Below are 19,901 nucleotides of genomic sequence, written 5' to 3'. Positions count from 1 at the left end.
CTTACACCGTCGCGGGCCGGGCGGGGTCCGCCATGGCGCCGGTCGAGGTCGTGGTCGGGGCCGCGATGGTGGCCTTGACCGGTTCGTCGGCGGGGGCGCCGACGGCGGTCAGCGTGCCCGCGGGGGGCGGGGAGACGGCGGCGATGGCCGTGGTCACGACGCCCGCGGGCTCGGCGCCCGGGGCGGCGGCGCGGCGGATCTCGTCGTCGGTGACGTTGGTGTGGTCGACGGAGTTGCGCCGCGAGAGCACCCAGATCACCGCGGCGCCCGCGATGAGCAGCGCGGCGGTGGCCGCGACGCCCCAGGGGCCCTGCTGGGTGAGGAACTCGGCGCCCGCGCCGACCAGACCGGCGGCCGGCAGGGTCAGGCCCCAGGCGATGAACATGCGGGTCGCGGTCGACCAGCGGACCACGCCGCCCTTGCGGCCGAGGCCCGCGCCCATCACGGCGCCGGAGCAGGACTGGGTGGTGGAGAGCGAGAAGCCCAGGTGCGAGGAGGCGAGGATGACCGTCGCGGCGCTGGTCTGGGCGGCGAAGCCCTGCTGCGGCTGGAGGTCGGTGAGGCCCTTGCCCATGGTGCGGATGATGCGCCAGCCGCCCAGGTAGGTGCCGAGGGCGATGGCCACACCGGCCGAGACGATGACCCACAGCGGGGGGTTCGAGCCGGGGCTCAGGACTCCGCCGGTGACCAGGGCGAGCGTGATGATGCCCATGGTCTTCTGCGCGTCGTTCGTGCCGTGGGCCAGCGAGACGAGGCCCGCGGAGGCGATCTGGCCCGCGCGGTAGCCCTTGGCGGTGGCCCGGGTGTCGGTGTTGCGGCCGATCCGGTAGGTGAGGCGGGTGGCCAGCATCGCGGCGAGGCCCGCCACGAGCGGCGCGGCGAGGGCCGGGATGAGGATCTTGGTGACGACGGTGCCGCCGTTGATCGACGACCAGCCCATCGACATGACCGCGGCGCCGATGAGGCCGCCGAAGAGCGCGTGGGAGGAGCTGGAGGGCAGGCCCACCAGCCAGGTCAGCAGGTTCCACAGGATCGCGCCGACGAGCGCGGCGAAGATGACCTCGGTCTTGAGGCCGTCCTCGTTGACGATGCCGCCTGAGATCGTCTTGGCGACTTCGACGGAGAGGAAGGCTCCGACGAGGTTCAGCACGGCGGACATGGCCACCGCCGTCTTGGGCTTGAGAGCGCCGGTCGAGATGGTCGTCGCCATCGCGTTGGCAGTGTCGTGGAAACCGTTCGTGAAATCGAACACGAGAGCGGTGACGATCACGATCCCGAGGAGAAGCGTGATGTGTTCCATTTACCCAGGCTTCTGTTGGACGTCAGTGGCATGAGAAACGTAGGCAACCTGGGTGAACGGAAAGTGAACTGGGCCGGGCGACGCGGTGACCCTAAGCGGAGCGCCGCCTCTCCATATCCTCCAGGCGTCTGCGAGCGATCGTACGGAGTGGGGGCTCAGGGCCCCTGATCCAGCCGGAGTGTCGCCCTCCGCCACCCTCCCGGGCGCCCTCGCGCACCCCCTTTCCACGCCCCAAGCGGAATGGCACACCACCCTCCCCGAGAGACCCATCTCACCCGCCCCGGGCTCTCGGCGAGGCCTACAGGGCCGCGCCGCCGGCTGGCAGGATCGCCCCCATGACTGAGCAGCGGCAGGGCGCGGAGCGGGACGCCGTCGGGCGGGCATGGGGCGAGCTGGTCGAGACGGCGCGCAGGACGGTGGCGGACGGCCTCGTCGTCGGCACCTCGGGCAACGTCTCCGTACGGGTCGGCGACACGGTCCTGGTCACCCCGAGCGGCGTGCCCTACGACCGGCTGGGGCCCGCCGACGCGCTCGGCGTCGACCTCGCGGGGCGGCGCGTCCTCGGGGAGCTCACGCCCACCAGCGAGCTGCCCATGCACCTGGCGATCTACCGCAGCACCGACGCGCGGGCCGTGGTCCACACCCACGCCGTGCACGCCACCGCCGTCTCGATGCTGGTCTCCGAGCTGCCGGCCGTCCACTACATGACGGGCGCCCTCGGCGGCCCGGTCCGCGTGGCCCCCTACGCGCTCTACGGCACGGACGAACTGGCCCAGAACATGCTCCGGGCCCTGCGCGAACGCACCGGCTGCCTCCTGCGCAACCACGGCACCATCACCTACGGGGACTCCCTGGCCCAGGCGTACGACCGCACCGCGCAGCTGGAATGGATGTCCCGCCTGTGGCTCACGGCCAGCGCGGTGCCCGGCCGTGCCCCCACCCTCCTGTCCGACGCCCAGCTGCGCGAGGCACGCGACAAACTGCGCGGCTACGGACAGCCCGCTGCCGCACAGGCCGCTCCCGGCGAGCGTCCACATCCGGCCGAGCCGCTTCCCGACCGTTGACAGCGCCATCCCGGGGCACCAGACACGTATGGCAGAACCGACGCGTACACCCGGCTCCCGGCCCGCGGGCCGACGGGGCGGGGCGCTGCCCTGGCAGCGCTCCGCGCCCGCATCACCCCGCGGGCCCCGCCCACTGGCCCCAAGGCGCCTGCCCCCGGACACTGGGACAGTGCGCCCAGCCAAAGCGACGGCAGCGGCCGTCACCGCAGTCACAGCAGCCCTCGGGACAGCCGCGGCCGCGGTCGCGGCGGGCAGATTCGCCAGCGACGCCGCCCTCAAGGCTCCGGCGGGCCGCCCGCTGCCGACCGAGCCACGCCTGACCCTGCACGCCACGGCCGCCGGCCAGATCACCCTGACCCGCGCCCTGGCCAGCCTGCGCCCCGGCACCTACGGCCTGAGCGGCAGCGGCACCCACGCGATCGTGGGCCCGGTCCTGGACGGGGCCCCGCACAAGGCGGACACCGTCGTGCGCCGCCTCGAATCCGTCACCCACGGCACCCTGGAACCGGGCGCGAAGGTCTGGCTCACCCCGCAGGTCCACCTCGGCGACCCGGGCACCGCGCTCGGCCTCGACCACGAGGAGGTCGTCGTCCCCGGCGAGCTCGGCGGCCTGCCCGCCTGGTTCGTGCCCGGACCGCGCGACACCTGGGTCATCACCGTGCACGGCCTCGGCACCTCCCGCGAACACCCCATGGTCGTCATGGACTTCCTGCACCGCCTGCAACTGCCGGTGCTCGACATCGCCTACCGCGGCGACCCGGGCGCCCCCCGCTCCGCGGACGGCCTCGGCCACCTCGGCGAGACGGAGTGGCGCGATCTGGACGCCGCCATCCGCTACGCGGTGCGCCGCGGGGCGCGCAACGTCATCCTGCACGGCTGGTCCACCGGCGCCACGATGTGCCTGCACGCCGCCGCGCACTCGGCGCTGCGCGAGCGCGTCAGCGGCCTCGTCCTGGACTCCCCGGTGCTCCACTGGGAGACCACCCTGCGCGCCCTCGCCGCCGCCCGGCGCACCCCGGGGCCGCTCCTGCCGCTCGCGGTCCGCGCGGCACAGGGCCGCACGGGGCTGCGCGGCGACCGCGTCCTCGCGGCCGCCCGCCCCGACCTGCTGCGGGTCCCGACCCTGATCCTGCACGGCCCCGACGACGCCATCGCCCCGTGGGACCACTCCCGGCAACTGGCCAAGCAGCGCCCCGAACTGGTCACCCTGCGGGTCGTCCCCGGCGCCCCGCACGGCGCCATGTGGAACGCCGACCCGGCGGGCTACGAGGAGGCCCTGCGCCGTTTCCTCACCCCCCTGATGTGACACTCCGCCGAGGTGGCACCCGCTGAGTGGCACCCCCTGATGTGACCGTCCGCACCTTTCCGACCCGGCCGCGAAATCCCTGTCGCACGGCGTCCCGAGGGCCCACCGACGCCATCCCGTTTGGGTTTTCGGACCGTCAACAGGAAGACTGCTCCCGTGACGTCCCGTACCCCGCGCGACTCCAGGCTCCGACTCGTCCGTGCTCCCCGCCAGAGGGCCGAGAAGCGGGGGGAGGCCCAGCGCGACCCAGCGCGCCCCCTCTCCGCCGCCCCCGGCGCGGTGAGCAACCGCCGCACGCGCCGCCCCGCGCCCCGCCCGCCCGAGGGCACGCCGGCGCCCTCCGAGCTGGCCCGGGGAGCACGCGAGGGCCTCGCCGACGCGGTGCGGGTCGCCCGCTGGGCCGACGCCGCCCTGCGCCCGGGGCCCGCCCGCACCGGCGCGCGCCCGGACGGCAGGGGCGCCCTGTCCGACGCCACCGCCGAACGGGCCGCCGCCGAGCTGGGACTGACCCCCGCTCAGGTCCGTGCCGACTGGGACACCGCGCGCCTCGCGGGCCTCGTGGAGATGCACGGCGACAGCGCCCGCCCCGGCTGGCGCCTGCGCGCCTGGGACCGCGACGACACCGCCGTGCTGCGCGGCTGGGTCGCGCTCTTCGACGCCTGGTCGCTGGCCCATCCGGCGCCGGACGACCTGCCCGCCGCGGCGGTCGCCGAGGTCGTCGAGGCCATGCCGCAGGTCCTGTCCTTCCTGCAGCTGTCGGCGGGCCCGGTCCCCGTGCCGCAACTGCTCGACCTCCTGGACCAGCGCGTCACCGAACTGCGCACCGAACGCTGCGAGATCCCGTACGGCGCGCACTCCGGGACCGCCCCCGAGGCGACCCCCGAAACCGCCCCGGTCGACCGCGCCGAAGAGGACGCCCCGGCCGACCGCGCCGCAGAGGACGCCCCGCTGCCGGCCCTCCTGGACTGGGCGCTGCACGGCCTCGCCGCCGTCGGCGCGCTCACCTTCGCCGACGGACAGGCCACCCTCACCCCGCTCGGCAGCTGGGCGGTCTGGGTCAAGCTGGAGCAGATCTGCGTCGCGGCGCAGAGCCCCGCCGGGCACTTCGAGCAGTCCGCCGAGGAGATGCTGCGCGGCTGCGCCCGCCTGCGGCCCAACGCGGCCCGCGCCGAGTACCGCGCCTGGCTCGCCGCCCGCCCCGTCGGCAGCGCCGTCACCGACCTGCTCACCGCCGCCCGCGGCGAGGACGCCCTGCTGCGCGGCCTCGCCTTCGAGGCGCTGCGCGTCGTCGGAGCCCCGGCCGAGGCGGAGGTGAGGGCCGTCCTGGACGAGACCCCGCTGCGGCCCTACGCCCTGCTGTGGCTCGCCGAACAGGAGGGCGCCGACCCCGAGGACGTCCACCTCGTGCTCACCCGTGAGGAGTCCACCTGGCTGTGGATCGACACCGCGGCGGCCGTCGCCGACCACGGGGAGGCCCAACTGCTCGTCCGGCACCTGGAGTCGGCCGTGCAGCCCACCGTGCCCGCCCTCCTGGACGAGGTGCGCCGCGCGGGGCACCCCCGCACCGTGCAGGTCCTGGTCGCCCTCGCGGCGGCCCACCCCGACCCGGCGCTCGCCAAGGCCGTGCGCCGCGCCGCCTTCCAGGTGCACACCGGCGGCGAGTGACACCCGGCCGGGGCGGCCGCGGTACGGCCTGGTGCGGGGTCAGGGCCGTATCTCGGGGGCGTACGTGCCGAAGCTCCACACGTTGCCCTCGGCGTCCCTGGCCATGTAGTCCCGCGAGCCGTAGTCCTGGTCGGTCGGGGGCATCAGGATCTCCGCCCCGTGCTCCTTGGCCCGCTGGTGATGGGCGTCCACGTCGTCCACGACGATGTACGCCCCGCTGGGCCCCGCGTCCTTCATCACCTGGTCGAAGAGGCCGCCCCGGCCCTTGGAGCCGAGCATCACCGCGCCGTTGCCCTGCGCCAGCTCGGCGTGCATGACGTTGCCGTCCTCACCCTCGTACACGCTCACCTCGGTGAAGCCGAAGGCCTCCGTCAGCTGCTTGATCGCGGCCTTCGCGTCCGCGTACAGCAGTGTCGGGAAGACGCTCGGCCGCCCGCCGTCGTCGCCTGCCATGCCGATCACTCCCATCGGATCCCTGGCGCGGGATGTGATCCACCCCACACCTGTCCCCAGTCTCGCACCAGGGTCCGACAACCCCGCCGGAGCCCGAGCGGGCCGGGCCCCGCCCCGGTCGGCCCACTCAGTGGAAGGTGTCGCACTGCCCCATCTCGCCGGTGCGGTAGCCCCGGTAGAACCACTCCTGGCGCTGCTCGGCCGAGCCGTGCGTCCAGGACTCGGGGGTGACCCGGCCCTGGAACTTCTCCTGGATGCGGTCGTCGCCGACCGCGGCCGCCGCGTCCAGGCCGTCCCGGATGTCCGCGTCGTCGAGGCTGCTGATCAGCGGCTTGCCCGTGCGCTCGTCGGGGCTGCGGGTCGCGTGCCGCGCCCACACCCCGGCGTAGCAGTCGGCCTGGAGCTCGACCTTCACCGCGTTGCTGTCGCGGCCCGTGCGCCCGTCCTGGGCCCGCCCCAGGACGCCCGTCAGGTTCTGCACGTGGTGCCCGTACTCGTGGGCCACCACATACGCCTGCGCGAACGGACCGCCCGAGGAGCCGAACTTCGTGCGCAGCTCGTCGAAGAAGCCCAGGTCCAGATAGACCTTCCGGTCGCCGGGGCAGTAGAACGGGCCGACCGCCGAGGTCGCCGACCCGCAGGCGGTGCCCACCCGGCCGGTGAACAGGACGGTCCGCGCGGGCGAGTACGAGGCCCGCCTCCGCTGGAACTCCGGGCGCCAGAAGTCCTGGACGCTGTTGACCACCGCCACGATGCGGCAGTCCTCCTTGGTGTTCGCGTCCCGCCCCGTGCGGCAGCTCTGCTGCACCTGCGCGAGGGACGACGAGGACGCCTCGGGCTCCTCGTCACCGGACGACAGGCCCAGCTGATCGGGCCCCACCCCGAACAGCAGGCCGAGCACCAGCGCGATGAGACCGGCGATGCCGCCGCCGACCGTCGCCCGACCGCCGGGGATGCGACTGCCGCGCACATCCTGCACCTCGGAGGTGTCCAGGCCGGCGTCGTCGTCGAACTGCATGGGCGTACCCCTCTGTGTCGCACTCCGGGCGGCACGCGCCGCCCCGCACCGAGTCCCCGGCCACTTCATCCTCATGCGCCCGCCCTCGCGCGGCCCCGGTCGGAGGTCCGAACGGGGGAACGCACCGGGGACCCCGCGCCGTGTCGCGCCCACGGGCGAGGGCGGTCCGCGGCCCCACCGCTACGCTCTGCGCCTGATCCGTGGGCAGTGGTACCGAAGGGGGGCGTCATGGCCGCTCCGCCGCGCGTGCCGGCCGCCGGCCCCGGGGCGGTGCCCGCGCGTCGCGCCCGCACGGGCGCCCGCCTCCTGATCCCCGTCGCCCTCGCGCTGCTCGCCGTGCCGCTCGTCACCGCCGCCCACCACTCGCGGCCCGCCCCCTACGGAGACCACCTCGCGGCCCATGCGCGCGTGAGCGGCGCCGACGCCGGCCCGGCCCCCGCCCTGCGGATCAGGGGGCGGGCCGTCGAGGCGTACGACCCGCGCGGCGGCACGGTCCGCTGGACGTACACGCGCGAGGGGCGCCGCCCCCTCGCGCTGCTGTCCGCGCCCGGGCACGCCTTCGCGCTCTGGAGCGACGGTCTGGTCACGGACACCGAACGCGACGCGGGCCGCTTCGTGCGCTGGCACCGGGCCATCCCGCAGAGCGCCGCGTGGCTGCGCACCCCGGCCGCGCGCGGCGGCGCCGGAGTGCTCCGGCCGCTCACCGACGGCGCCCGCATGCTGGCGGTCGTCACCCCGCACCGCATCGCCGCCTACCGCGCCGCGGACGGCGATCTGCGCTGGGTGCTGCCCGCGCGCCCGGGCTGCGCCTTCGCGCCGGCCCGCTCCCTGCGCCGCGGCGGCGCCCTGCTCGTCGCGCAGCCCTGCCCGGGGGCCGCCCTGTCCTGGACGGCGCAGGTCATCGCGGTGGACGACCGCGGACGCGTCGTCCCGGGCCGCACGCCGCTGGGCAACGGAGACCTGGAGCGGGGCGCGGAGCGCGCCGGGAGCCCAGAAAACTAGTTGCGTTCGCCCGTTAGAATGGCTGCCATGGCAGCTCCTCTCCTCAGTTGGACGGCGTAGACACCGGCCCCGAGCAACCAGTCGTCCCTCTCGCCGTCCACCCTGTTCAGGAGTAACCCCCCGTGATCACCGCTTCCGGCATCGAGCTGCGCGCCGGCGCCCGCATCCTCATCGAGAACGCCTCCTTCCGCATCGCCAAGGGCGACCGCATCGGCCTGGTCGGCCGCAACGGCGCGGGCAAGACCACCCTCACCAAGTGCCTCGCGGGTGAGGGCATCCCCGCGGGCGGCACGATCTCGCGCTCCGGAGAGGTCGGCTACCTCCCCCAGGACCCGCGCACCGGCGACCTCGACGTGCTGGCCCGCGACCGCATCCTCTCCGCGCGCGGCCTCGACACCCTGATCCGCAAGATGCGCGAGAACGAACAGCGGATCGCCAACGGCCAGGGCTCCACGCGCGACAAGGCCATGAAGCAGTACGAGCGCCAGGAGACGGAGTTCCTCACCAAGGGCGGGTACGCCGCCGAGGCCGAGGCCGCCACCATCGCCGCCGCGCTGAACCTCCCGGACCGGGTGCTCGGCCAGCCCCTGCACACGCTCTCCGGCGGTCAGCGCCGCCGTATCGAGCTGGCCCGCATCCTCTTCTCGGACGCCGACACGCTCCTGCTCGACGAGCCGACCAACCACCTCGACGCCGACTCCATCGTCTGGCTGCGCGACTACCTGAAGACCTACCGCGGCGGCTTCATCGTGATCTCCCACGACGTCGACCTCGTGGAGACGGTCGTCAACAAGGTCTTCTACCTGGACGCCAACCGCTCGGCGATCGACGTCTACAACATGGGCTGGAAGCTCTACCAGCAGCAGCGCGAGTCCGACGAGAAGCGCCGCAAGCGCGAGCGCCAGAACGCCGAGAAGAAGGCCGCCGTCCTGCACTCGCAGGCCGACAAGATGCGCGCCAAGGCCACCAAGACGGTCGCCGCGCAGAACATGGCGCGCCGCGCCGACAAGCTCCTCGCGGGCCTGGAGGAGGTGCGCCGCGGCGACAAGGTCGCCAAGCTCCGCTTCCCCGAGCCCTCGCCGTGCGGCAAGACGCCGCTGATGGCGGAGGGCCTGTCGAAGTCGTACGGGTCGCTGGAGATCTTCACCGACGTCGACCTCGCGATCGACAAGGGCTCGCGCGTGGTCATCCTCGGCCTCAACGGCGCGGGCAAGACGACCCTCCTGAAGCTGCTCGGCGGCGCCGAGAAGCCCGACACCGGCCAGGTGATCGAGGGCCACGGCCTCAAGCTCGGGTACTACGCCCAGGAGCACGAGACCCTGGACCCCGAGCGCACGGTCCTGGAGAACATGCGCTCGGCCGCCCCCGACCTCGACCTGGTCGAGGTGCGCAAGACGCTCGGCTCCTTCCTCTTCTCCGGGGACGACGTCGACAAGCCGGCGGGCGTGCTCTCCGGTGGTGAGAAGACCCGGCTCGCGCTCGCGACCCTCGTCGTCTCCTCGGCCAACGTCCTGCTCCTGGACGAGCCCACCAACAACCTCGACCCGGCGAGCCGCGAGGAGATCCTCGGCGCCCTGCGCACCTACAAGGGCGCGGTCGTCCTCGTCACCCACGACGAGGGCGCCGTCGAGGCGCTCCAGCCGGAGCGGATCATCCTGCTGCCGGACGGCGTGGAGGACCTGTGGGGCCCGGACTACGCGGACCTCGTGGCGCTCGCCTGAGCCGTCCACTTCGCGTGATCGAACCACTGATCCACTGCGTATGGATCATTCGGCCGATCCGTGATCCCTCATCTGTGTGAGCCGTCCTCGTACCGAGGTGTGTCATACACGCATTTCGGGGCGTCGTGGGCATGATGACGGCCGTCTCCGCCACCACCCCGCTGACCTGGTGATTCTCGGCGCGGCCCGCTCGCACGTACGACCCTCGGCGCGCGGAATCATCGATTCCGTTCGTGGCGTCGCAGGTCCGGGCGGCAAACCTTGTCGTACGGACCTTGCCGAATGGGTGGCCAGGAGGCCCGCGAGGGGTGATCATGAGAAGTCCAGAGCGCACTTCCCACGAGGAGGCACGGGTGGCCGAGACTCTGAAGAAGGGCAGCCGGGTGACCGGCGCCGCGCGCGACAAGCTCGCGGCAGACCTGAAGAAGAAGTACGACGGCGGTGCGAGCATCCGGGCGTTGGCCGAGGAGACCGGTCGTTCGTACGGGTTCGTGCACCGCATGCTCAGTGAGTCCGGCGTCACGCTGCGGGGACGCGGCGGGGCGACGCGCGGCAAGAAGGCCGCCCCCGCCGGCTGACGGTGGGCGCGCGCTGTTCCATGGTCCGATGGTGACCACCCGGTCGATCGCCTGATCGGCCGGGTGGTTACTGTGCAGTCACTTACGGGCGCTCCCGGGCGTCCGGACCGACCGCACCCCATCGGAGGCACCCATGGCTTCGTCCGGCAGCGAGCTCGCACCGGTTCTCGACAAGGACGGCGTACGCCTCACCATCGACGAGGCCGTCGCCACGGTGACGCTGACCAACCCGGCCAAAAGGAACGCCCAATCTCCCGCGCTGTGGAGGGCGTTGGCCGAGGCCGGTCAGCTGCTGCCGGGCAACGTCCGGGTCGTGGTGCTGCGCGGGGAGGGCAAGTCCTTCTCCGCCGGCCTGGACCGGCAGGCGTTCACGCCCGAGGGCTTCGACGGCGAGCCGTCCTTCATCGATCTGGCGCGCGGTGAGGACGGCGTCCTCGACGCCACCATCGCCGAGTACCAGGAGGCGTTCACCTGGTGGCGGCGCAGCGACCTCGTGAGCGTCGCCGCCGTTCAGGGGCATGCCATCGGCGCCGGGTTCCAGCTCGCGCTCGCCTGCGACCTGCGGATCGCGGCCGGCGACGTGCAGTTCGCCATGCGCGAGACCAGTCTCGGCCTCGTCCCCGACCTCACCGGCACGCATCCGCTCGTGGGGCTCGTCGGCTACGCCCGCGCGCTGGAGATCTGCGCCACCGGCCGCTTCGTCCACGCGGACGAGGCCGAGCGGATCGGCCTCGCCAACCTCGTCGTCCCCGCCGACCAGCTCGAAGCCGCCGCGCAGGACCTGGCGGCCGCGCTGATCGCCGCGCCGCGCGACGCGGTCATCGAGACCAAGGCGCTGCTGCAGGGCGCCGTGAACCGTTCGTACGAGGAGCAGCGCGTCGCCGAGCGTGCCGCGCAGGGCCGCCGTCTGCGGGACCTCGCGGGCCTCGGCGACTGAGCCACCTCGGCGGCCCTGGGCTAGGGCCTCTCTTCCGGTCCGTGCCGGGCTCGCGGCGTCCGGCACGCCCGCTCGCCGCGTTGTCGTCGGTCGCCCTAGGGCGTTTCCACCGCGGTGACCAGCACCGCGACCGAAGGGTGGTCGGCCAGCGCGTCGCCGACCGCCGCGCGGACCGCGAGCGCCACGTCCAGGGCGCGGTGTGCGTGGCCCGTCGCCAGCTCCACGCGCACATGGCGGCGCGACAGCGCGCCCGGCGCCGGCCGCTCCTCCAGGACCACGGCCGGCCCGAGCGCGCCGGTCAGCCGGGTCACGCCGGGCACCGCGAGCGCCGCCTGCCCCGCGCGGGCCTCGTCGCCCTCGCCCGCCGGGACCTGGGCCGCGGGCGGGCGGGGCGCGGGCGGACGTACGTCCTCCTCGGGGCCGATGCCCTCGCCCACGTCCAGCAGAGCCGTCACCCGCAGGTCCACCTCCTCGGCGGCGAGCCCGAGGCCCCGCGCCGCCTCGTGGAGCGCCGCGCGCAGCCGGTCCGCCGCGGCCGGCAGCGGCAGACCGGTGGCGGCCGTGAAGTCCGCCGTGACCCGCAGCGGCCCCGGCGGCAGCGCGCTCGGCGGGGGCGGCACCGCCGGGGCGCAGGCGGCGCCCGGATCGGCCGGGGCGACGCGCAGTCCGCCCAGGCGCACCCCGGTGACCCGTTGCGCCGCATGGCGCAGTACGGCACCGGCCGCCGCCTCCGTCACCCATGTGCCGTCCCGCGCGCCGCCCAGCGGAAGCACGCGGCCAAGGCCCAGTTGGCGGCGTACCGCCTCGGTCCACCCGTCACCCGTCATGCCTCCACCCTGCCGCATCCCTGGGGCGCCGTCGCGCAACCCGTCTTAATGTGGGCAAAGAAAGCAGATCCCCCTTTCGAACGGACGGTACGGCGATGACCGACACCGGAGAGCGGAAGACGTCGCAGACGCTGGAGAAGGACTCCCTGGGCCACGGCCTGGGCGGCGCGGGCGCCCGGGGCGGCGGTGACGCCGGGAGCCGGGGCCGCACGACCATCGCCGACGGCGTCGTGGAGAAGATCGCCGGACTCGCCGCACGCGACGTCGAAGGCGTGCACGCGATGGGCGGCGGCCTCGCGCGGACCTTCGGGGCCGTGCGCGACCGCGTCCCCGGCGGGGGCACGAAATCCGTCACGCGCGGGGTGAAGGCCGAGGTCGGCGAGGTGCAGACCGCGCTCGACCTGGAGATCGTCGTCGAGTACGGCGTGCCGATCGCCGATGTCGCCCAGGACGTGCGAGAGAACGTGATCGGCGCCGTCGAGCGCATGACCGGACTCGAAGTGGTCGAGGTCAACATCGCGGTGAGCGACGTGAAGCTGCCCGACGAGGACGACGAGGAGCCCGCGGGCCGTCTCCAGTAGCAACCAACCTTCAGCCGCGTCTCGCTAAGGAGCGCACATGAGCATGGCCGTGATCGGCATGGTGGCGGGAATGGCGCTCGGCTTCGCCGGATACTTCGGCGGATTCGGGGCGTTCCTGCTGGTGGCCGCCCTGGGAGCGATCGGCTTCGTGGCCGGCCGGTTCCTGGAGGGAGACCTGGAACCCGGCGAGTTCTTCCGCGCCCGCGGCGACCGGCGGCGGTGAGCGGTGGCGGCACAGGTCGCGCCCGGGGAGCGCGGCGCCACCCGGATCGCCGACCGGGTCGTCGCGAAGATCGCCGCCCGGGCGGCACGAGAGGCGCTGCGCACGGTGCCGGCCGACGGCTCCCCGCCGCACGCCACGGTCTCGGTCGCCCACCACGCCGCCCGGGTCCGCGTCAGCCTCGAACTGGACTACCCCTGCGACATCGGCCGCCAGTGCGGCGCCGTGCGCAGCCGGGTCGCCGAGCGCGTGGCGGCGTTGGCGGGCATGACCGTCCCCGAAGTGGTGGTCCAGGTGGAGCGGCTGCACTCGGCGCGGGTCCGTGCCGCGGGACAGGGGAGGATCCGATGAGCGAGACCCCGGAGAGCGGCGCCACACGGTCACTGCCGGTCGTCGAACAGGCCGGTGAGGACCCGCAGAGCCGCTCCGATTCCTCGGCGGACGGTTCCTCGTCCAGCGGTTCCTCGGCGGCGGGTCAGCCCCTGCCCACCCTCTCCGCCGACGACAAGGCGCCCCGGTTCTGGTCGTCGCGCCGGGTGCCCGCCGCTCTCCTCGCCGTGGTCGGCCTCGGCGTCGCCGGGCTGTTCCTGTACGACGTGGTCGCCGTGCGGGCCGGTCATCGCGCGATGAGCTGGCGACGCGGACTCGCCCGCCGGCTCGGCGAGTGGTCCCTGGACGACACGGCGGTGCTGGTCGGGGCCGGCGTCGCCGCCCTCGTCGGCCTGTGGCTGCTCGTGCTCGCCGTGACACCGGGCCGGCGCGCGCTCCTGCCGATGCGGCGCACCGACGGCGACGTGCGCGCCGGACTCCACCGCGCGGCCGCCGCCACGCTGCTGCGCGACCGCGCCATGGACGTGTCCGGCGTGCAGTCCGCGCGGGTCCGCCTGACGCGTGCCAAGGCGGACGTTCGGGCGGTCGCGCACTTCCGCGAACTCGACGACGTACGGGGCGACCTGGACGCGGCGCTGAGCGACGGCATCCGCGACCTCGGCCTGGCGCGCACCCCCGGACTCGCCGTCCGGGTCGCCCGGCCGGGAAGGAAGGGGTGAGCGCCATGCTCCGCTCGGTCAACCGCGTCGTCCTGGCCCTGGCCGGGCTGGTGCTGCTCGTCCTCGGCGGCTCGGTCCTCGCCGTCGGGCTCGGCGCCTCGCCGCCCTCCTGGTGGCTTCACGACGGGCGGCACGACGTGCTGCTCGACGAAGCCGAACGCACCCGCTGGCGTGACGAGGGATGGTTCTGGCCCACGGTCATCGCCGTCCTCGCCGCCCTGGTCCTGCTCGCCCTGTGGTGGCTCTCGGCGCAGCTGCGCAGGCGCCGTCTGGCGGAGGTCCTGGTGGCGACCGGGGACGGCGAGGGCGCGCTGGTGCGCGGGCGCGCCCTGGAGGACGTCCTGGCCGGGGAGGCCGAGTCGCTGGACGGCGTCGAACGCGCCCGGGCCACCCTCACCGGGCGGCGCGGCGCACCCCGGGCGGGCGTGGAACTCGTACTCGAACCGCGGGCCACGCCGTCCGACGCGCTGCGCCGGTTCTCCTCGGAGGTCCTCGCGCCCGCCCGCGACTCGGCGGGCCTCGCGAGCCTGCCCGCGACGGTGCGGCTGCGCGGGGTCAAGCACCGCGCGGACCGCGTGAGTTGAGCTCACGCGGCACCCTGCCCGCCCGCCCCGCCGCGGTCAGAAGCCGCTGCGCGCGCCGCCGTCCACCGGCACCATGACCCCGGTCAGGTACGACGCGGCGGGCGACAGCAGGAACGCCGCCGCGCGGCCGAACTCCCGCGGTGTGCCGTAGCGGCGCAGCGGGATCCTCGCCTCGTTGGCCGCCCGGGTGGCCTCCGGGTCGGGGGAGAGGCCGTCCAGCTGGCGCATGCGGTCCGTGCCGATGCGGCCCGGCAGGACGCCGAGGACCCGGATGCCGCGCGGGCCGACCTCGTCCGCGAGGGACTTGGCGAACCCGGCGAGCCCGGGCCGCAGCCCGTTCGAGATCGTCAGGCCCGCGATCGGCTCGTACACCGAACCGGACAGCACGAAGGCGATGACGCCGCCCTCCCGCAGCTCCGTCGCGGCGGCGCGGGCGAGCCGCACCGCGCCGAGGAAGACGGACTCGAAGGCCGCCTGCCACTGCTCGTCGGTGCTGTCCGCGACGAAGCCGGGCGGCGGACCGCCGACGCTGATCAGTACACCGTCGAAGCCGCCGAAGTGCTCGCGGGCCGCCGCGATCAGCCGGTCCGCGACGGCCGGGTCGGCGTTGTCGGCGGCGACACCGGCCGCGTTCGGGCCCAGCTCGGCGGCCGCCTCGGCGACGGCCTTCTCGTCGCGGCCGGTGATGACGACCTTCGCGCCGTCGGCGACCAGTTCCCGCGCGGTGGCGTTGCCGAGGCCGCGGCTCGCGCCGGTGACGACGTAGACACGGTCTTTCAGTCCAAGATCCATGCCCCTATCCTCCCGCCTCCCCGTCGAAGAGCGCGAGGGCGGTGTTCACCAGGCCGATGTGGCTGAACGCCTGCGGGAAGTTGCCGAGCTGACGGCCGCAGACCGGGTCGTACTCCTCCGCGAGCAGCCCCACGTCGTTGCTCAGCGACACCAGGCGCTCGAACAGCTCCCGCGCCTCCTTGGTGCGCCCCGTCATGTGCAGTGCGTCCGCCAGCCAGAACGAGCAGACGAGGAAGGTGCCCTCCTGGCCGGGCAGGCCGTCCACCTCCTTCTTGTCGGAGGTGTAGCGGCGCATCAGCCCGTGGTGGTCGAGCTCCGCGCGGACCGCGTCGATGGTGCCGATGACGCGCGGGTCGTCGGGCGGCAGGAACCCGGTGTGCGGGATGAGCAGCAAGGAGGCGTCCAGCTCGGTGGAGCCGTAGGACTGCGTGAAGGTGTTGCGCTCGGGGTCGTAGCCCCGTTCGCACACCTCGCGGTGCACCTCGTCCCGCAGCTTGCGCCAGCGGTCCGGGTCGCCGCGCAGCTCCGGGTTCTCCTCCAGGGCGCGCACCGCCCGGTCGGCGGCGACCCACACCATCACCTTGGAGTACACGAAGTGGCGGCCCGGCCCGCGGACCTCCCACAGGCCCTGGTCGGGCTCGCGCCACTTCTCGTGCAGGAACTCCAGGAGGCACAGCTGGAGGTTCCAGCCCTGGGCGCGGTGCGCTATCCCGGAGCGGTGGGCGAGCGCGAGGGAGTCGACGACCTCGCCGTAGACGTCGAGCTGCAACTGCTCCACGGCCTCGTTGCCGACGCGTACGGGGGCCGAGCCCTCGTAGCCGGGCAGCCAGGGGATCTCGTACTCGGGAAGGCGCCGCTCCCCGGCGAGGCCGTAGACGATCTGCAGGTCGGCGGCGTTGCCCGCGACCGCGCGCAGCAGCCAGTCGCGCCAGGCCTCGGCCTCCTCCAGATAGCCGGCCATCAGCAGCGCGCCCAGGGTGAGGGTGGAGTCGCGCAGCCAGCAGAAGCGGTAGTCCCAGTTGCGTACGCCGCCGATCTCCTCGGGCAGCGAGGTGGTGGCGGCGGCGACGATGCCGCCGGTCGGGGCGTAGGTGAGGGCCTTGAGTGTGATGAGGGAGCGCATCACCGCATCGCGGTACGGACCGTCGTACTGGCAGCGCGCGGTCCAGGCGCGCCAGTCCTCCAGGCACTCGCGCAGCGCCTCGTGGGGGTCGACCAGGGGCGGGCGCGGTTCGTGCGAGGGGTGCCAGGTGAGGACGAACGCCACCTTCTCCCCCTCCTCGACGGTGAACTCGGAGTGGGTGCCGAAGTCGTGCCCCCAGGTGCGCACGGCCGGTTCGCTGCGCAGCCAGACGGAGTCCGGCCCGGCGACGGCGACGCGGTGGCCGTCCACTTTGCGCACCCAGGGCACCACGGAGCCGTAGTCGAAGCGGAGCCGCAGGGTGCTGCGCACGGTGACGCTGCCCTTGAGGCCTTCCACGATGCGTACGACATCGGGGGCGCGGTCGCGCTGCGGCATGAAGTCGGTGACGCGGACGGAGCCGTCCTCGGTGTCCCACTCGGTGTCGAGGACGAGGGAGTCATGGCGGTAGGCGCGACGGGTGCAGGAGCCGGCATCCGAGGGAGCGATGCGCCAGTGGCCGTTCCCCTCGTCGCCGAGCAGCGCGGCGAAACAGGCGGCGGAGTCGAACCGGGGCAGGCAGAGCCAGTCCAGGGAGCCGTCCTTGCCGATGAGGGCGGCGGTCTGGTGGTCGCCGATGAGCGCGAAGTCTTCGATAGGGCGGGACACGCAGAACGGGTTCCCGGGTCGGGGCCCCGCCAATCGAGAGGAGCCCGGGCAGTCGTGAGCGGCGCTCAGACGGCCGCCGGCGTCTTCTCCTCGGCGGGGGAGGCGGCCGCTGCGGCGCGGTCACGGCGCTCCCTGCGCACCAGGACCACCCAGCCGACCGGGACGCCCGCGGCGAACAGCCACCACTGGACCGCGTACGCCATGTGCGGCCCGATCCCGCTGTGGTCGGGCTCGCCGATCAGCTCGGGGGAGCCGTCGCGGGGCTCGGGCGAGGTCTGCTCGATGTAGCCGCCGAGGACCTGCTTGCCGAGGCTCGCGGCCTGCTGGCCGCTGCTGATCAGCATGATCTGACGGTCCGGCAGGCCCCGGACGTCCTTGATGCCGCTGGCCGCGGACGTCTCGTCGGCCATCAGGCGGCCGGTGACGGTGATCTTGCCCCGGGGGGCGGCGGGGATATCGGGGAAGGCGGTCTGCGGGCCGTCGGCCGGGACCCAGCCGCGGTTGACGAGCAGGACCTTGCCGTCGGTCAGGACGAACGGGGTCAGGACGTGGAAGCCGACCTCGTCGTCGGCGTTGGTGCGGCGCCGCACGACGACCTCGTGCCGGGTGTCGAAGGTCCCCCTGGCGCTCACCCGGCGGTACAGATCGGACCTCGGCACCTCGTGGCCGGGGGAGGTGAGCCGCTCGGCCGGGACCGGGTCGGCGGCCAGGGCCCGGGAGATCCGTCCGTTCTGCGCGACGCGGTGCTCGTGCCGGTGCAGCTGCCAGAAACCCAGCTCGACCATCGCGGGGATGAGGACGAGGGCGATGAGGGTGAGGATCACCCACTGCCGGGTCAGGAGGAAGCGGTACACCCCACGACGGTACAACTCGGTCGCGGGGTGTCTCGACGTGGGGTGTCCCGACGTGCGGTGTCCGGCCGTGGGGCGCCGCGACATGGGGTGGGAGCGCGGGGGCGGGCCTCAGACTCTGTCGACGATGCCCACCTGCCCCTCCGCGCGCGAGCAGTGGGCGCCGCAGTACCAGTGGCCGTCCGCCTCGACGCCCTGGCCGATGATGCGGCACCGGCAGTGCTCGCAGATGGGCGCCATGCGGTGGATGGCGCAGGAGAAGCAGTCGAAGACGTGCACCGCGCCCTGCGCGTGCACCTCGAAGGACATGCCGTAGTCGTTTCCGCAGACCTCGCAACGTGCCATGCGCCACAGGGTGGGGCGCGACGGCGGCGCGGGGCGAGCGGTGTGCGGGCGAGTCGCCCGCAATCACCCGTCTGACGGTCGGCCGCCCGAAATCACCCGTCTTGACGGTCGGCCGCCCGCCGTCACCCGTCCGTGGCGGGCGCCACGTCCTGGAGGAGCTGACCGAAGGCCGCCTCGTCGATCACCGGCGTGCCGAACGAGCGCGCCTTGACGGTCTTGGAGGTGCCCGAGTCCGGGTCGTTCGTCACGAGCAGGCTGGTGAGGCGCGACACGCTCGTGGCGATGTGCAGGCCCGCCTCGACCGCCCGGTCCTCCAGGAGGTCGCGCTCCACGGAGGTGTCCCCGGAGAACGCCACCCGCATGCCCTGCTTGAGCGGTTTGCCCGGTTCGTAACGTCCGGGGTTCGGGTGGGGGCACGGCGGGCGCTTGCGCGAGGGGCGCCAACTGCCCGGCCGGTACGACGAGGAGGGCGCAGGACCCGTCGACTGCCGGCCGATGCGGGGCGTGCCGTCGGACCACTCGGTGAGCGGCCGGCACTCCAGGAGCGGCAGGCGGACATTGCCGCCGGCCGCCGCGTGCAGGCTCGGACGGAACGCCTCGGCGAGCACGCGCGCGTCGTCCAGCGCGTTGTGCGCGTGGCGCTGCTCGACGCCGAAGTGGGCGGCCAGCGACTCCAGCTTGTGGTTGGGCAGCGGCAGCGCCAGCTCCTTGGAGAGGGCGATCGTGCACAGCCGCTGGCGCACCGGGGCGACGCGCTCCGCGCGCGCGTACTCCCTGGCGATCATCGACCAGTCGAAGACGGCGTTGTGCGCGACGAGGACGCGGCCGTCGAGCCGGCTCGCGAACTCCTCGGCGATGTCCCGGAACAGCGGCGCGTCTTCGAGCGTCTCACTGGTGAGGCCGTGGATCCAGACGGGGCCGGGGTCGCGCTGGGGGTTGACCAGCGTGTACCAGTGGTCCTCGATCTCCCCCCGGGCGCCCACCCGGTAGACCGCGGCCGACACTATGCGGTCGTCGCGGGCCAGGCCGGTGGTCTCCACGTCGACGACCGCGTACCCCGTTGGATACGCGGCCGGCCAAGGGGCGGCGGGCGCTGCGGTCGTCTGGTCCTCGAGCATGGTCCCTGAGGATACGGGCCGCCACCGACAGTCAGGCGCCCGGTCCGAGAAGCCCCGTCACCAGAGCCTTGACGGAGGTGGTGAACAGCGCCTCCGGATCCAGGGGTCCGGCGAGCGCGCGGGCGAGCGCGCCGTCCCCCTGTGCCGCCCGCGCCGTCCACAACTCCTCCTCGCCGGGGTGCTGCGCGGGGGCGCGTTCGCGGTTGCGTTCGACCAGGACGTGGCCGACGACGAGGACCTGGACGGCGCGGACGGCGTCGGCGGCGCGGACACCGCGCAGGCCCGCCTCGTGCACCTCGTGGACCAGCGCACGCTGCGCGGGCAGGAACATCCGTTCGGTCAGCCCGCGTTCGTGGACCATCGCGACGAGGTGGGGATGGTCGAGCAGTTGGCGGCGCAGGGCACGGGCCACGGAGACGACGCGCTGGGCGGGGGCGCGGCCTGCCGGGCGGATCTCGCCGAGGTCGGCCAGCGTGCGCTCCACGAGGGCGTCCAGGAGCGCCTCGCGGTTGCCGACGTGCCAGTAGATCGAGGTGACGGCGGCGCCCAGCTCGTCGGCGAGGCCGCGCATCGTCAGGGCTCGCGGGCCGTGGCGCATGACCAGACGCTCGGCGGCGGCGAGGACGTCCTCCCGGCCCAGGCGCGTACGCGTCCCTTTACCCTTCACGGCTCCTGTTGTAACTGTGTTACAGAGCTGCCGC

At 74.0% G+C, this 19,901-nt stretch carries 22 protein-coding genes; 12 read left to right on the top strand and 10 right to left on the bottom strand.

The window, feature by feature from the left end; genetic code table 11:
- Window position 1: 1 nt before the first annotated feature.
- Complete coding sequence (locus tag ACZ516_RS00340) at window positions 2-1,300, bottom strand: inorganic phosphate transporter (RefSeq protein ID WP_361084212.1); 1,299 nt, start codon at window positions 1,298-1,300, stop codon at window positions 2-4.
- 335 nt (window positions 1,301-1,635) lie between these two features.
- On the opposite strand from ACZ516_RS00340, the gene ACZ516_RS00335 reads away from it, so the two are divergent.
- From ACZ516_RS00335 to ACZ516_RS00325, 3 genes are all read left to right on the top strand, one after another.
- Window positions 1,636-2,364 (top strand): class II aldolase/adducin family protein, encoded by a 729-nt coding sequence (locus tag ACZ516_RS00335; protein ID WP_469007792.1) that lies wholly within the window; start codon window positions 1,636-1,638, stop codon window positions 2,362-2,364.
- A gap of 169 nt (window positions 2,365-2,533) precedes the next feature.
- Complete coding sequence (locus ACZ516_RS00330; protein WP_469007791.1) at window positions 2,534-3,670, top strand: alpha/beta hydrolase; 1,137 nt, start codon at window positions 2,534-2,536, stop codon at window positions 3,668-3,670.
- A 156-nt stretch (window positions 3,671-3,826) separates the two neighbouring features.
- Window positions 3,827-5,335, top strand: coding sequence for a hypothetical protein (locus tag ACZ516_RS00325; protein ID WP_361084203.1), 1,509 nt, complete (start codon window positions 3,827-3,829; stop codon window positions 5,333-5,335).
- A 39-nt stretch (window positions 5,336-5,374) separates the two neighbouring features.
- On the opposite strand, the gene ACZ516_RS00320 is transcribed toward ACZ516_RS00325, so the two are convergent.
- Both ACZ516_RS00320 and ypfJ read right to left on the bottom strand, forming a co-directional pair.
- A complete protein-coding gene (locus ACZ516_RS00320) occupies window positions 5,375-5,788 on the bottom strand; it encodes a VOC family protein (protein ID WP_469007789.1) in 414 nt (137 codons plus the stop codon).
- Between the two features lie 127 nt (window positions 5,789-5,915).
- Window positions 5,916-6,806 carry a KPN_02809 family neutral zinc metallopeptidase gene (ypfJ, locus tag ACZ516_RS00315; RefSeq protein WP_361084200.1) on the bottom strand — a complete coding sequence of 297 codons (891 nt, stop codon included), beginning with the start codon at window positions 6,804-6,806 and terminating at the stop codon, window positions 5,916-5,918.
- Window positions 6,807-7,034: 228 nt separating this feature from the next.
- Between ypfJ and ACZ516_RS00310 the strand changes: the two genes are divergently transcribed.
- The 4 genes from ACZ516_RS00310 to ACZ516_RS00295 all read left to right on the top strand — a co-directional run bounded on the left by ACZ516_RS00310 (window position 7,035) and on the right by ACZ516_RS00295 (window position 11,044).
- Window positions 7,035-7,808: a PQQ-binding-like beta-propeller repeat protein gene (locus ACZ516_RS00310; RefSeq protein WP_469007787.1), complete on the top strand. Its 774-nt coding sequence runs from the start codon at window positions 7,035-7,037 to the stop codon at window positions 7,806-7,808.
- A gap of 122 nt (window positions 7,809-7,930) precedes the next feature.
- Window positions 7,931-9,529, top strand: a complete 1,599-nt coding sequence (locus tag ACZ516_RS00305) for an ABC-F family ATP-binding cassette domain-containing protein (RefSeq protein WP_358586045.1) — start codon at window positions 7,931-7,933, stop codon at window positions 9,527-9,529.
- 353 nt (window positions 9,530-9,882) lie between these two features.
- Window positions 9,883-10,107 carry a helix-turn-helix domain-containing protein gene (locus ACZ516_RS00300; protein WP_358586047.1) on the top strand — a complete coding sequence of 75 codons (225 nt, stop codon included), beginning with the start codon at window positions 9,883-9,885 and terminating at the stop codon, window positions 10,105-10,107.
- A gap of 133 nt (window positions 10,108-10,240) precedes the next feature.
- On the top strand, window positions 10,241-11,044 hold the full coding sequence (locus tag ACZ516_RS00295) for an enoyl-CoA hydratase/isomerase family protein (protein ID WP_469007786.1): 804 nt from the start codon (window positions 10,241-10,243) through the stop codon (window positions 11,042-11,044).
- A gap of 95 nt (window positions 11,045-11,139) precedes the next feature.
- On the opposite strand, the gene ACZ516_RS00290 is transcribed toward ACZ516_RS00295, so the two are convergent.
- Window positions 11,140-11,871, bottom strand: coding sequence for a nucleopolyhedrovirus P10 family protein (locus ACZ516_RS00290; RefSeq protein ID WP_361084192.1), 732 nt, complete (start codon window positions 11,869-11,871; stop codon window positions 11,140-11,142).
- 95 nt (window positions 11,872-11,966) lie between these two features.
- Between ACZ516_RS00290 and ACZ516_RS00285 the strand changes: the two genes are divergently transcribed.
- From ACZ516_RS00285 to amaP, 5 genes are read left to right on the top strand one after another with little or no spacing between them, the layout of a single operon-like run.
- The gene (locus tag ACZ516_RS00285; protein ID WP_358586052.1) at window positions 11,967-12,452 is read left to right on the top strand and encodes an Asp23/Gls24 family envelope stress response protein; all 486 of its coding nucleotides are present in this window, start codon (window positions 11,967-11,969) and stop codon (window positions 12,450-12,452) included.
- 37 nt (window positions 12,453-12,489) lie between these two features.
- Window positions 12,490-12,675: a hypothetical protein gene (locus tag ACZ516_RS00280; RefSeq protein ID WP_055550183.1), complete on the top strand. Its 186-nt coding sequence runs from the start codon at window positions 12,490-12,492 to the stop codon at window positions 12,673-12,675.
- A 3-nt stretch (window positions 12,676-12,678) separates the two neighbouring features.
- Window positions 12,679-13,023: a hypothetical protein gene (locus ACZ516_RS00275; RefSeq protein WP_358586054.1), complete on the top strand. Its 345-nt coding sequence runs from the start codon at window positions 12,679-12,681 to the stop codon at window positions 13,021-13,023.
- Window positions 13,020-13,721, top strand: coding sequence for a DUF6286 domain-containing protein (locus ACZ516_RS00270; RefSeq protein ID WP_361084187.1), 702 nt, complete (start codon window positions 13,020-13,022; stop codon window positions 13,719-13,721). Before ACZ516_RS00275 ends, ACZ516_RS00270 begins: the two co-directional genes overlap by 4 nt.
- 5 nt (window positions 13,722-13,726) lie before the next feature.
- A complete protein-coding gene (amaP, locus tag ACZ516_RS00265; protein ID WP_469008688.1) occupies window positions 13,727-14,305 on the top strand; it encodes an alkaline shock response membrane anchor protein AmaP in 579 nt (192 codons plus the stop codon).
- A gap of 36 nt (window positions 14,306-14,341) precedes the next feature.
- Here amaP and ACZ516_RS00260 read toward each other — a convergent pair whose 3' ends face one another.
- The 6 genes from ACZ516_RS00260 to ACZ516_RS00235 form a co-directional block, all read right to left on the bottom strand.
- Window positions 14,342-15,097, bottom strand: a complete 756-nt coding sequence (locus ACZ516_RS00260) for an SDR family oxidoreductase (protein WP_358586058.1) — start codon at window positions 15,095-15,097, stop codon at window positions 14,342-14,344.
- A 4-nt stretch (window positions 15,098-15,101) separates the two neighbouring features.
- The gene (locus tag ACZ516_RS00255) at window positions 15,102-16,886 is read right to left on the bottom strand and encodes a glycoside hydrolase family 15 protein (RefSeq protein ID WP_469007783.1); all 1,785 of its coding nucleotides are present in this window, start codon (window positions 16,884-16,886) and stop codon (window positions 15,102-15,104) included.
- Window positions 16,887-16,951: 65 nt separating this feature from the next.
- On the bottom strand, window positions 16,952-17,740 hold the full coding sequence (locus ACZ516_RS00250) for an SURF1 family cytochrome oxidase biogenesis protein (RefSeq protein ID WP_358586062.1): 789 nt from the start codon (window positions 17,738-17,740) through the stop codon (window positions 16,952-16,954).
- A 108-nt stretch (window positions 17,741-17,848) separates the two neighbouring features.
- The gene (locus tag ACZ516_RS00245) at window positions 17,849-18,082 is read right to left on the bottom strand and encodes a hypothetical protein (protein WP_358586064.1); all 234 of its coding nucleotides are present in this window, start codon (window positions 18,080-18,082) and stop codon (window positions 17,849-17,851) included.
- Between the two features lie 122 nt (window positions 18,083-18,204).
- The gene (locus tag ACZ516_RS00240; protein WP_361084179.1) at window positions 18,205-19,200 is read right to left on the bottom strand and encodes a DEDDh family exonuclease; all 996 of its coding nucleotides are present in this window, start codon (window positions 19,198-19,200) and stop codon (window positions 18,205-18,207) included.
- Between the two features lie 31 nt (window positions 19,201-19,231).
- Window positions 19,232-19,798 carry a TetR/AcrR family transcriptional regulator gene (locus ACZ516_RS00235; RefSeq protein WP_467465294.1) on the bottom strand — a complete coding sequence of 189 codons (567 nt, stop codon included), beginning with the start codon at window positions 19,796-19,798 and terminating at the stop codon, window positions 19,232-19,234.
- Window positions 19,799-19,901: the final 103 nt, after the last annotated feature.

This window comes from Streptomyces sp. NPDC034037 (assembly GCF_055575715.1).
This window is presented reverse-complemented; position numbering and strand designations above follow the sequence as displayed.